The sequence below is a fragment of the Vibrio sp. B1FIG11 genome (genome assembly GCF_905175335.1).
In the GTDB taxonomy this organism is placed as follows: domain Bacteria; phylum Pseudomonadota; class Gammaproteobacteria; order Enterobacterales; family Vibrionaceae; genus Vibrio; species Vibrio campbellii.
Genome location: NZ_HG992751.1, coordinates 3,340,594 through 3,352,828 on the forward strand (window position 1 = coordinate 3,340,594; position 12,235 = coordinate 3,352,828).

Annotated in this window: 10 protein-coding genes; 9 read left to right on the forward strand and 1 reads right to left on the reverse strand. The window is 47.1% G+C overall.

What is annotated here, in order from left to right; all coding sequences use genetic code 11:
- The first annotated feature begins 32 nt into the window (after positions 1-32).
- The 4 genes from asd to KHO06_RS15540 all read left to right on the forward strand — a co-directional run bounded on the left by asd (position 33) and on the right by KHO06_RS15540 (position 5,657).
- A complete protein-coding gene (asd, locus tag KHO06_RS15525) occupies positions 33-890 on the forward strand; it encodes an archaetidylserine decarboxylase (RefSeq protein WP_005425058.1) in 858 nt (285 codons plus the stop codon).
- Between the two features lie 174 nt (positions 891-1,064).
- Entirely contained in the window at positions 1,065-2,480 is a 1,416-nt protein-coding gene (locus tag KHO06_RS15530) for an SLC13 family permease (protein ID WP_005425060.1), read from the forward strand.
- Positions 2,481-2,766: 286 nt separating this feature from the next.
- On the forward strand, positions 2,767-4,647 hold the full coding sequence (locus tag KHO06_RS15535) for a methyl-accepting chemotaxis protein (protein ID WP_212581847.1): 1,881 nt from the start codon (positions 2,767-2,769) through the stop codon (positions 4,645-4,647).
- A 122-nt stretch (positions 4,648-4,769) separates the two neighbouring features.
- The gene (locus KHO06_RS15540; protein WP_045370280.1) at positions 4,770-5,657 is read left to right on the forward strand and encodes a DMT family transporter; all 888 of its coding nucleotides are present in this window, start codon (positions 4,770-4,772) and stop codon (positions 5,655-5,657) included.
- 135 nt (positions 5,658-5,792) lie between these two features.
- On the opposite strand, the gene gpmM is transcribed toward KHO06_RS15540, so the two are convergent.
- Positions 5,793-7,325, reverse strand: coding sequence for a 2,3-bisphosphoglycerate-independent phosphoglycerate mutase (gene gpmM, locus KHO06_RS15545; protein WP_212581848.1), 1,533 nt, complete (start codon positions 7,323-7,325; stop codon positions 5,793-5,795).
- A 487-nt stretch (positions 7,326-7,812) separates the two neighbouring features.
- On the opposite strand from gpmM, the gene KHO06_RS15550 reads away from it, so the two are divergent.
- From KHO06_RS15550 to KHO06_RS15570, 5 genes are all read left to right on the forward strand, one after another.
- Positions 7,813-8,247 carry a rhodanese-like domain-containing protein gene (locus KHO06_RS15550; RefSeq protein WP_005425033.1) on the forward strand — a complete coding sequence of 145 codons (435 nt, stop codon included), beginning with the start codon at positions 7,813-7,815 and terminating at the stop codon, positions 8,245-8,247.
- Between the two features lie 201 nt (positions 8,248-8,448).
- Positions 8,449-8,913, forward strand: a complete 465-nt coding sequence (secB, locus tag KHO06_RS15555) for a protein-export chaperone SecB (protein ID WP_005425051.1) — start codon at positions 8,449-8,451, stop codon at positions 8,911-8,913.
- A 205-nt stretch (positions 8,914-9,118) separates the two neighbouring features.
- Positions 9,119-10,156, forward strand: a complete 1,038-nt coding sequence (gene gpsA, locus KHO06_RS15560; RefSeq protein ID WP_005425056.1) for an NAD(P)H-dependent glycerol-3-phosphate dehydrogenase — start codon at positions 9,119-9,121, stop codon at positions 10,154-10,156.
- Between the two features lie 78 nt (positions 10,157-10,234).
- Positions 10,235-11,056, forward strand: coding sequence for a serine O-acetyltransferase (gene cysE / locus KHO06_RS15565; protein WP_005425016.1), 822 nt, complete (start codon positions 10,235-10,237; stop codon positions 11,054-11,056).
- Positions 11,057-11,082: 26 nt separating this feature from the next.
- Entirely contained in the window at positions 11,083-12,231 is a 1,149-nt protein-coding gene (locus KHO06_RS15570) for a murein hydrolase activator EnvC (RefSeq protein WP_045370282.1), read from the forward strand.
- The last annotated feature ends 4 nt before the right edge of the window (positions 12,232-12,235 follow it).

Genomic DNA, 12,235 nt, shown 5'->3' on the forward strand with positions numbered 1-12,235 from the left:
GCGAGAATCTAACAGAAGTATCGGAATTAAAGATGGACAAGATTAAAGTTGGACTGCAGTACTGGATCCCACAACATGGACTAACACGTCTAGTGGGTAAACTGGCTTCAGCTGAGGCTGGCGGTCTAACAACAGCAGTCATTCGCTGGTTTATCAAGCAATACAACGTGAACATGGATGAGGCGAAGCACTCCGATCCTAAGCACTTCAAAACCTTCAACGAGTTCTTTGTTCGTGAGCTAAAAGACGGCGCACGTCCAATCGCGGAAGGTGAAAAGGTGATCACTCACCCTGCGGACGCGTGCGTAAGCCAATTTGGTCCGATTGAAGACGGCCAGCTTATCCAAGCTAAAGGTCATAACTTCTCGGCACAAGAATTACTTGGCGGTGACGCAAAACTAGCGGAAGAATTCCAAGACGGTTCTTTCGCAACCTTGTACCTATCGCCTCGTGATTACCACCGTGTACACATGCCATGTGACGGTACACTGCGTCAGATGATTTACGTACCTGGTGATCTATTCTCGGTAAACCCATTAACCGCAGAGAACGTGCCAAACCTATTCGCACGCAACGAACGCGTAGTATGTATCTTTGATACTGAGTTTGGCCCAATGGCACAAGTACTGGTTGGTGCAACCATCGTAGGTAGCATCGAGCAAGTATGGGCTGGCACTATCACGCCACCACGTGGTAACTCGGTTTACAAATGGGATTACCCAGCTGAAGGCGATAAAGCGGTTATCTTGAAGAAAGGCGAAGAAATGGGTCGCTTCAAGCTTGGCTCAACCGTTATCAACCTGTTCGCAAAAGATGCTATCGCATTCGATGAAAGCATGGAAAATGGTAAGCCAACCGTAATGGGTACCCCTTACGCGCACCAGCAGTAAGCTTTGAGCTCAAACTGATTTTAAAGCCTCCGCTCGCGGAGGCTTTTTTATTGACGAAAAGCAAAACTCTGTTTGAAATTTCGCCTCTCTTTTTCAAACTCGTACTTGCCTCTAAGTACCTAAAAGCGCAATCAATTATTCTGCGTTGAGGGATGATTATAAAAGGGGCTGCCAATGCCAAAGATGAGTGCAGACACACTGGTCAAGTTACTGGTGTGTTTTTTGATTCCACTCGGTGTCTTAATGATGCCGATAGATGCCATTCCAATTGACGATCTCACTTTAATTCAGCATCGTCTTCTGGCTATTTTTCTTCTTGCTGCACTACTTTGGGTTTTAGAACCGGTTCCCGTATTCGCTACTTCGATTCTTATCATCGCACTTGAATTGATCATGATATCGGACAAAGGCTTACACCTATTTCGCAATCCACCAGCGGGACATGATTTGGGTGAGTTGATTGCTTACACCGATATTTTCTCCGCTTTCTCCTCTCCCATCATCATTCTTTTCATGGGGGGGTTCGCACTCGCTATTGCTGCCTCTAAATACGAGCTTGATAACAACCTCGCTCGTGTGCTGCTCAAGCCGTTTGGCACTCAACCTAAGTTCATCATGCTGGGCTTAATGCTGATCACCGCCGTGTTCTCGATGTTTATGTCGAACACTGCGACGACCGTTATGATGCTGGCACTCCTTGGCCCCATTGTTGCTTCGGCACCAAAAGGCGATTTGGGGATAAAAGCACTGGTTCTCTGTATTCCTATCGCCGCTAATACAGGTGGTATTGCAACACCAATTGGTACCCCGCCTAACGCGATTGCCTTGCAATATTTAACCGGAGAAAACAGCATCGATTTCCTATCTTGGATGATGATGGGCTTGCCTTTTGTCTTAGTGCAACTGACGCTGGCTTGGTTCTTATTGCAAAAGCTCTTCCCTTCTAGCGAACCAGAAATGAAGCTACGCCTGGATGGCAAGTTCAAGAAGAGTTGGCGCGCGATCGTGGTTTACGTGACCTTCGCCATGACTATTCTGCTGTGGATGACAACCAAAGTACACGGCATGAATACCTATGTCGTCGCCATTATTCCACTCGCCGTATTCACGCTAACAGGCATCATGGGTAAAGAAGAGCTCAAGCTTATCAACTGGGATGTGTTATGGCTGGTAGCCGGTGGTATCGCCATCGGTATTGCGCTAGATAAAACTGGCTTGGCTGAAGCACTCGCTCACGCAATAGATTATGAGTCCCTGTCTCCATTTGCGGTCGTCGTTGCCCTATCGATCGTGTGTTGGCTGATGGCCAACTTTATGTCCAACACTGCCACCGCAAACTTGTTGATGCCGATTGCTGCAGCGATTGGGGCTTCTATGCCGAGTCTGGTTGCTATCGGTGGCCTACAAGGTTTGTTGGTTGTGGTCGCCTTCTCGGCATCGCTCGGTATGATTTTGCCAGTCTCTACGCCACCTAACTCACTCGCTTACTCAACAGGCTTGATTGAAAGTAAAGACATGGCGAAGGTCGGTTTGATTATCGGCTTGGTCGGTCTGTTCATTGTCTATGGTGCTGTGATTATCTTGTTCTAACACGCTAGCTTCGGGGTGGTTCACGCCGCCCCAGGCAATCCCTCTTTTACCCCTTGCTACTCACGATATGTTTTAAGAAATTCACCTCTATTTCATGAACTTAAAAATCACCCACATAATCAACATATTGAATAAGAATCACACTATTTACCTCAAGTTACATAAGAAAATGTCGATAAATTCACTACAGCCTTTCATGTAACTTTCAGTGCTTGAATCGTCTCACACCCTTTGGAGTCACAGCTTGTGACATTGATCTTTTTGTCTGTTTTATGAAGGTAAGGCAATGAGAAGTACCATCAAACTAAAAATACAGATTGCGATTGCAGTCATTATCGCCATTGTTAGTGGCGTTCAAGCTTGGGTTTCCGTCAATCAACTGCGCACAGAAACCACTTCTACCCTTAATCGAGAAATTCAAAACATCTCTCAATCGACCAATCGTTACATCAGCGATTGGCTGGCGATTCGCAGCGATATGATGCTGGCAAATGAAAATATCATTGCAGGATCAGACGATGCCGATCGTGAAATGCTACTGACCAAGCGCGCTGGTAAGTTTTTATCGGTCTACGCTGGCTTCTCTGACGGCTCAATCGCCTACGGTGATAAGACGGAATCATGGCCTGCAGATTACGATCCACGCACTCGTCCTTGGTACCAAGATGCGATGGCAAAATCAGGGTTGATCATCACAGAGCCATACCAAGACTTCGATGGCAGCATTGTGGTTAGCTTTGCTAAGGCATTCAATCAAGGTAAAAAAGGTGTACTTGCTGCAGACTTGGCGGTAACCGACATCATCACTGAAGTGCTTAACATTCAACTTGATAATGACGGTTTCGCGTTCCTAGTTGATGGCAACAATAACCTAGTGGCTTACAAAGATGAAAAGCTTAGCCAAAAACCACTGACAGAACTCAACCCAGCTTTAACTCATAGCACGATGATGACGCTAGCTGGCGATGCGAAGCTAGACACCATTCAATGGCCGAGCCAAGGCGACAAGCTGATTTACGTGGCGAAAGTGCCGAACACCGATTGGTCTTTAGGTATTGTGCAAGACAAACAAATGGCATTTGCGTCTGTCTCTGAGCAAGTGACATTTACGGCTATCGCTTCTATCGTGCTGTACCTGATTATTGCGGCAATCAGTACTTACATCATCACTCGTCTACTACAACCTCTTCAAACCCTGTCTGATGCGCTGTCAGAGTTATCACAGGGCGAAGGCGACCTTACTCAACGCATCAAGATCGAGCGCATGGATGAAATTGGTGAACTTGCCACTCACGTGAACCAGTTCCTTGCTCAAATGCAGACCATGTTGAAGAGTATTGTTGAAAACAGTGAACAGCTTTCAGAACAGGCGAATCAAGCAAATGAGCTATCTGCGATGGCAGCGGGTCGTGTTGAACATCAGCAAAATGACGTCAACCAAATTGCTACTGCTATTCATGAGATGTCAGCAACCGCTGCTGAGGTAGCAAGTCATGCAGAGCTAACAGCAAGTGCTTCGCAAAACTCCGCATCCGCTTGTATGGAAGGGCAAAACGTCATCCAGAAAAACCGTGAAGCGATTGTCGAACTGGCTGAACAAGTCAGTGATGCTGCCAGCGTGATTTCAGAGCTAGAAGCAAACACGCAAAGCATCAACCAAATCCTATCGACTATCCAAGGCATTGCCGAGCAAACCAACTTGTTAGCACTTAATGCTGCCATTGAAGCGGCTCGTGCTGGTGAGCAAGGTCGTGGTTTTGCCGTGGTTGCTGATGAGGTACGTGTGCTTAGCCAACGCACTCATGGTTCAACGGAAGAAATCCGCACCATGATCGAAACGTTGCAAAACAACACCAAGCTGGCAGTCAATAGCATGCAAACAAGCACCAGCTTAGCAGATACTAGCGTGGATTATGCTCAGCAAGCGCACGACAGCTTAACCAGCATCACCAACTCGATCACTGAGATCAACGACATGGCGATGCAAATCGCAAGCGCTGCAGAAGAGCAACGCGCGGTAAGCGAAGACATCAGCCGCAACACACAAGGCATTAAAGACGATGCCGACATGATTGCCGAACAATCGCTTAAGAGCAGTGAAGGCGCACGCCAGATGTACGATACCGCCAATACCATGCGTGAGAACATCAGTCGCTTTAAAGTGTAACCTTCTTCATCAAAAGCAGCTCAACGAGCTGCTTTTTTATTAGCGACAAGATGCTCTTTTACATCTCTATAAATTGATGCATATTAGAGCCTTACCCTGCTCTACAAGGATGTCTCGCAATCATGGGTTATGAATGGCTAGCGCTATGCGCTGCTTTCCTATGGGCTGTTTCTAGCTTAATTTCTGTTGTTCCCGCTCAGCATCTTGGTGCGTTTGCCTATAGCCGTTGGCGTATGGGTTGTACCGCAGTAATCCTTTCCACGATGGCGTGGATAACGGGTGGCTGGTTCAGTGTATCGGCAGAACACATTACGCCGATGATGGCGTCCGGTTTGATTGGTATCTTTATTGGCGATACCGCGTTATTCGCTTGTTTGAACCGCATGGGGCCACGCCAGGCAGGCTTGTTGTTTTCTTGTCATGCCGTCTTCTCTGCCATTCTGGGTTACTTCCTGTTTAGCGAAAGCATGACGGGTATGGAGCTGATTGGAGCAGCCTTGGTCTTCAGCGGTGTAGTGATGGCAATTTTCTATGGTCGACGCGGGCAAACCAGCAACGCGCTAGAAGAGATCAAAGGCAACGTTTGGATTGGCGTCGGGCTCGGTTTAACTGCCGCTATGTGCCAGGCTCTAGGCGGCATCATCGCTAAACCTGTCATGCAAACCAGTGTTGATCCAGTCGCCGCTTCCGCGATTCGTATGATCAGTGCTTTCGTCGCACATTGCGCACTTTGGTTAATTGGCGCAAAAGTCGCTCGCGCGACTCGAACCATCACATGGAAAGTTTTTGGCATTACCGCATTAAACGGCTTTTTAGCCATGGCGGTGGGAATGACGTTGATTCTCTATGCCCTGCGTGAAGGTAACGTCGGGATGGTGGCTCTGCTTTCTTCAACAACGCCGATCATGTTGCTGCCATTGTTGTGGGTTTACACCAAGAAACGCCCGAATCGATTCGCTTGGTTTGGCGCTGCTCTGGCGGTCATAGGCACTGGCATCCTAGTGCAATAGCTCAGGTTTAATGAGGGGCTGTTAACCATAGTAATTGTTGAGCTTCGTAACTCACCGCCTTACTAAACACAGAATCGCAGACATAAAAAAGCCCGAGTCGAGCTCGGGCTTTTATCATTCTGAATCGTCAGTTAATTACTTAACTAGCACTTCACCAGACATTTCTGCAGGGATTTCTAGACCTGCTAGAGAAAGCATTGTTGGTGCAAGGTCAGACAGTTTACCGCCTTCTTTGAACTCAACCGCTTTGTCACCTACGTAGATTAGAGGTACTGGTAGGTTAGTGTGAGCAGTGTGGATGCCGCCAGTTTCTGGGTCGATCATCATCTCTGCGTTACCGTGATCCGCAGTGATCAGTAGCTGACCGCCAACTTCTTTGATTGCTTCAACCACTTTACCAACGCTTTCGTCTAGTGCTTCGATAGCTTGCTCAGCCGCTTCGTAAACACCAGTGTGACCAACCATATCTGCGTTCGGGTAGTTACAGATGATAGTGTCGTACTTACCAGACTTGATAGCCGCAACCATCTTCTCTGTTAGCTCTGGAGAGCTCATTTCTGGCTGCATGTCGTAAGTTGCTACCTTTGGAGAAGCAACAAGTTGACGCTCTTCGCCTTCGAATTCGTTCTCAATACCACCGTTGAAGAAGAAGGTTACGTGCGCGTATTTCTCTGTTTCAGAGATACGTAGCTGAGTTTGACCTTGTTTAGATAGCCACTCACCGTAAGTGTTTTCTAGAGACGCAGGTGGGAATGCGATAGCTAGAGGGATGTCAGCTGCGTATTGAGTCAGCATCACGAAGTTGATTGCTGGGAATACAGCGCGCTCGAAGCCGTCAAATGCAGGAACGAATGCACGAGTGATTTGACGTGCACGGTCAGCACGGTAGTTCATGAAGATAACCGCATCGCCATCTTGCATGATTGCGTCTTCTTGACCTTCCGCTTTGATAGCCGTTGCTTTAACGAACTCATCGTTTTCTTCACGAGCGTAAGCCGCTTCTAGACCTGCAACTGCCGTTTCTGCTGTGAACTCAGCTTTAGCTTGAGTTAGAAGATCGTAAGCAACTTGAACGCGATCCCAGTTGTTGTCACGGTCCATTGCGTAGTAACGACCTACTAGAGAAGCAACACGACCTTTACCTAGTTTCGCAAATAGGTCTTGGAAACGTTGTAGTGAGTTTTTAGCACTACGTGGTGGCGTGTCACGGCCGTCTAGGAAGCAGTGTAGGTAGATTTTCTCAGCGCCACGAGCTGCCGCCATTTCAACCGCTGCGTAGATGTGATCTTCGTGAGAGTGAACACCACCTGGAGACATTAGGCCCATGATGTGTACTGCTTTCTCAGCTTTTACTGCAGAGTCGATAGCTTCTACTAGTGCTGCTGTTTCAGCGAATTCACCGTCAGCGATAGACTTAGTGATACGTGTTAGATCTTGGTATACAACGCGACCTGCACCGATGTTGGTGTGACCAACTTCTGAGTTACCCATTTGACCATCAGGTAGACCAACGTCCATGCCTGAAGCAGAGATTAGAGTGTTAGGGTTGTTCGCAATCAGTGCATCCATTACTGGTGTTTTAGCATTTGCAATTGCGTTACTTGCTGTGTCTTCACGGTAACCGTAACCGTCAAGGATAACTAGAGCCAATGGCTTCTTAGCAGACATAGTGATGACCTCATCAAATTTAAGTAACTTTCGGTGTAGAGCTTCGCTGCTCCATCTAACCTTGAAACAAAACTAGCGTAATTTTACTACACTTTTTAACCAAAACTGTAGGTTAAGATCAAATAATGTTTGCGATTTATTGTTGCTATCTTACAAGTTAGCAAGCAATCCGACCTAGTCAGCACACGTGTTCCACAAGCATAGTCACTTTCAAGATGCTTTGTACGACCACCGAAATACTTTGGTGAAAAACTTTTTGTTGTCATTCATTGTGCGCTTTTTCGACCAGAAGTGAAGTCAATTACGCCAATTGAATTGATAGGGAGAAGTGATAATAAGATTGCAGGAATGCACAGCTCGCACGAGGCTCACCGGAAGCGCTTAGATCTCAATTATTCGTTAGAAAATTTTAACCCTCTCGCCTAAGGCGACTATCCCCGCTATACTCCTGCTTTATTTTTCCGTCAACATTGCAAGAGCTCAAGACATGCAAGAGTACATTGATTTTTTCCAACAGAACATGATTCTATCTTTGGTTTGGGTAGGTCTTCTTGTCGCATTTATCATGAACCTCGTGAAATCCGCGACAGCCGCATACAAAGAGATTAACGTAAACCAATTGACTCACCTTATGAACCGTGAAAACGGCGTTGTGGTGGATATCCGCTCTAAGGATGAGTTCAAACAAGGTCATATCACCGACGCACTTCACATTTTGCCGTCTGATATCAAAGCAGGTAACTTTGGTAGCCTTGAAAACCGTAAATCAGACCCAATCATTGTGGTATGCAAAACGGGTCAAACCGCTCAAGAAAGTGCAAACCTACTAGCGAAAGCAGGCTTCGAAAACGTAAGCCTACTGAAAAACGGTTTGATTGCATGGAACGAAGCGAACCTTCCACTAGTACGTGGTAAGAAATAAGGTCGCGGTAAAACAATTTTGCCAGCCTCGTTTATATAAACTGAGCAAATAGAAAGCAGTTGAAGCACTAAGTTGTGATGCTTTGCACGTAATACGCGCTTCATCTAGTCAAGGTAGATTTGCTCAGTTAGTCTCAGGACAAACCATATTTCTGGGTTTAGAGAATCCTAGACCCAACAAATGTTTATTAAGGATTTAAAAATGGCTGAAGCAGCACCACAAGACGCACAACAAAACTTTGCAATTCAACGCATCTTCCTAAAAGACGTTTCTTTCGAAGCGCCTAACTCTCCAGTAATGTTCCAAAAAGAGTGGAACCCAGACGTTAAACTAGACCTAGACACTCAAAGCCGTGAGCTTGGTGAAGGTGTTTACGAAGTTGTTCTACGTCTAACCGTTACTGTTAAGAACGAAGAAGAAACTGCGTTCCTATGTGAAGTTCAACAAGGTGGTATCTTCACTGCTGAGAAAATGGAAGCAGGTCAACTTGCACATTGCCTAGGCGCATTCTGTCCGAACATCCTATTCCCATACGCTCGTGAAACTATCTCAAGCCTTGTAGTTAAAGGTACGTTCCCTCAACTGAACCTAGCGCCAGTTAACTTCGACGCGCTATTCATGAACTACCTACAACAGCAAGCTCAACAAGGCGAAGCTGAAGCGTAATTCACGTTTTGTAAGTGGCGTGTTGCCCTTCATAAAGAATGAGCACACGTCATATACCTGAAGAAAATGCACAAAGCGTCCTCTCTGCGATGCAATGTGCATTTTTTATTTCTGATAAAAGTTCCTAGTTCCTAACCCCTTGAGAGCGTAAACTCTAGCGATTATGGACTAGATTCTACTAGTAGAAAGACAATTAGGCGGTAGCATGACACAAGCAAATACCAACAATGCTTACGGTAAAGACATCGCAATGACTGTGATTGGTGCTGGCTCATACGGCACTTCTTTGGCAATTTCCCTCGCACGTAACGGCGCGAACGTCATCCTATGGGGTCACGAGCCAGAGCACATGGCACGCCTTGAAGCAGATCGTGCCAACCACGAATTCCTACCTGGTATTGATTTCCCAGAAAGCTTGATTATTGAGTCGGATTTAGAAAAAGCCGTTCAAGCAAGCCGTGACTTGTTAGTTGTGGTTCCTAGCCACGTTTTTGGTATCGTCCTCAACAGCTGTAAGCCTTTCCTACGTGAAGATTCTCGTATCTGTTGGGCAACCAAAGGCCTTGAGCCAGAAACAGGTCGTCTACTAAAAGAAGTGGCGTTCGACATCATTGGCGACAGCTATTCGCTAGCGGTACTGTCTGGACCTACGTTTGCTAAAGAATTAGCGATGGGCATGCCTACCGCAATTTCAGTGGCTTCTCCAGATTCAGCTTTTGTTGCCGACCTACAAGAGAAAATCCACTGCAGCAAAACCTTCCGTGTTTACGCAAACAACGACTTTATCGGCATGCAACTTGGTGGTGCAGTGAAGAACGTTATCGCGATTGGCGCAGGTATGTCTGATGGTATTGGTTTTGGTGCCAATGCTCGCACGGCGCTGATTACACGTGGTTTGGCAGAAATGAGCCGTCTTGGTGCGGCACTTGGTGCACAACCAGAAACCTTTATGGGTATGGCAGGCTTGGGCGATCTCGTCTTAACTTGTACCGATAACCAATCGCGTAACCGTCGCTTTGGTTTGGCACTAGGCCAAGGTAAAGACGTCGACACTGCACAAGAAGAAATCGGCCAGGTGGTCGAAGGCTACCGCAACACCAAGGAAGTTTGGATGCTATCTCAGCGCATGGGCGTAGAGATGCCAATTGTTGACCAAATTTATCAAGTATTGTATCAAGGAAAAGATGCACGCCTGGCAGCGCAAGATTTACTTGCTCGTGACAAAAAAGCCGAAGGAAAGTAGCAATCTACCGCCCTTTGCACCTCATCTGAGAAGAATAGAAGTTGTCGGGTCACGGAAGAACCACTCAGGATATTGAGAATGAAACACTGCGAAAAACAAAAAGTCTGGGACAAGATCGTTTCAGAAGCCCGTGAAATGTCAGAGCAAGAGCCGATGCTGGCGAGCTTTTATCATGCAACCATCATCAAGCATGACAGCTTGTGTGCCGCATTGAGCTACATTCTGGCCAACAAATTGAATACCGCCTCCATGCCAGCAATGGCAGTACGTGAAGTGGTAGAAGAAGCCTTTGCCGCTGATCCAACGATTACGGACGGCGCCGCTTGTGACATTTGTGCCACGGTGAATCGCGACCCAGCTGTTTCAATGTACTCGATGCCGTTGTTGTACCTAAAGGGTTACCATGCCCTGCAAGGCTACCGAGTGGCTAACTGGTTGTGGAAGCAAGGGCGTCACGCTCTTGCGACTTACCTACAAAACCAGATTTCTGTTGCATGTCAGGTTGATATTCACCCTGCAGCGCGCATTGGTAGTGGTATCATGCTAGACCATGCAACCGGCATTGTGATTGGTGAAACGGCCGTTGTCGAAAACGACGTGTCTATTCTGCAAGATGTCACCCTTGGTGGTACCGGCAAAGAATGCGGTGACCGTCACCCGAAAATTCGCGAAGGCGTAATGATCGGCGCAGGTGCAAAAATTCTTGGCAATATCGAAGTAGGCGAAGGCGCAAAAATTGGCTCCTGCTCCGTGGTATTGCAAGCAGTGCCGCCACACACAACCGTGGCTGGTGTGCCTGCAAAAATTGTTGGCCGTCCGAAAACGGACAAACCTTCTCTCGATATGGATCAAGGCTTTAATGGCAAATCGCAAAGCTTTATCCACGGGGATGGTATTTAATCGTCATCTGATCCTTTGACAATAATGTGGTAGGTAACTCTCAAGTGCGAAAACAAAATCACCCAGTGCTACGCTCGGCTATTTTATTAACTTGTGCTTTATCTGCCACATATCCCCTCACCTCCTCTGCTGCCAGCCAGCAAGAGCTCAAAGGCGTTTCTAGCGAAATCAATCGCCAGAAAAAATCGCTGACTTCTCAAGAAAAGCAACTTAACGATCTGCAAAAGTCGTTGAAAAACCAAGAGCTTGGTATCTCTAAATTAGAACGCGAGATCAAACAGACTAAAACCGACTTGGCGCAAGCCGATCAAAACATCAATAAGTTGGAAGAGAAGATTGCTCTGCAAGAAGCTCAGCGTCAGGCGCAAGAAGAAGAGCTGAAACAGTTGCTGCAAACCTACTATGTGACCGAGCGAGCCAAGGCCAATGGACACCTTCTTAATGAAGGCGTAGAGGAAGACCGCATTAGCCAGTACTTCCAGCACCTTGCTAAAGCGCGAGCAAAAGTCATTGATGCGATCACCCAAACGACCCAAGAGTTGGCACACAATAAGAATCAGCTTGAGCTAGAGAAAGCACAAATTGAAGCCTTGCTTAAGCAGCAATCGGAAAAGCGCTCATCTTTGGCAAGCACACAGTCGCAACGCAAAGGTACGCTGAACAAGATTCAAAAGAGCATCAAAGACGACAAGCGTTACCTAGCCGAATTACAACGCAACGAAACCCGTCTAAAAGCAGAGATTGCCAAAGCCGCGAAACGCAATGCTGTACCAATGGATGGTATCGCGAAACAGCGCGGCAAACTGCCATGGCCACTGAAGGGCCGCGTGCTGCATAACTTCGGCACCAAACAAACCGGTCAAGTTAACTGGAAAGGTATGGTGCTGTCCGCCAACTACGGTCAACAAGTTAAAGCGGTGTACCCAGGCACAGTCGTTTTCGCCGAATATTTACGTGGCTATGGCTTAGTGGTACTGCTCGACCACGGCAAAGGCGACATGACTCTTTACGGCTACAACCAAGCGTTAACTAAGAAAGAAGGCGATAAGGTGACAGCAGGTGAAGTGATTGCCCTAGCGGGTGATACCGGAGGTCAAGACCGTGCCTCACTCTACTTCGAGATTCGCCGTAACAGTGAAGCGCAAAACCCGAAATCTTGGTTAAAGCGTTTATAGCAGC

Coding starts and splice junctions, on each gene's coding strand:
- asd (WP_005425058.1), top strand. CDS start 33: ATGGACAAGATTAAAGTTGGACTGCAGTACTGGATCCCACAACATGGA.
- KHO06_RS15530 (WP_005425060.1), top strand. CDS start 1,065: ATGCCAAAGATGAGTGCAGACACACTGGTCAAGTTACTGGTGTGTTTT.
- KHO06_RS15535 (WP_212581847.1), top strand. CDS start 2,767: ATGAGAAGTACCATCAAACTAAAAATACAGATTGCGATTGCAGTCATT.
- KHO06_RS15540 (WP_045370280.1), top strand. CDS start 4,770: ATGGGTTATGAATGGCTAGCGCTATGCGCTGCTTTCCTATGGGCTGTT.
- gpmM (WP_212581848.1), bottom strand. CDS start 7,325: ATGTCTGCTAAGAAGCCATTGGCTCTAGTTATCCTTGACGGTTACGGT.
- KHO06_RS15550 (WP_005425033.1), top strand. CDS start 7,813: ATGCAAGAGTACATTGATTTTTTCCAACAGAACATGATTCTATCTTTG.
- secB (WP_005425051.1), top strand. CDS start 8,449: ATGGCTGAAGCAGCACCACAAGACGCACAACAAAACTTTGCAATTCAA.
- gpsA (WP_005425056.1), top strand. CDS start 9,119: ATGACACAAGCAAATACCAACAATGCTTACGGTAAAGACATCGCAATG.
- cysE (WP_005425016.1), top strand. CDS start 10,235: ATGAAACACTGCGAAAAACAAAAAGTCTGGGACAAGATCGTTTCAGAA.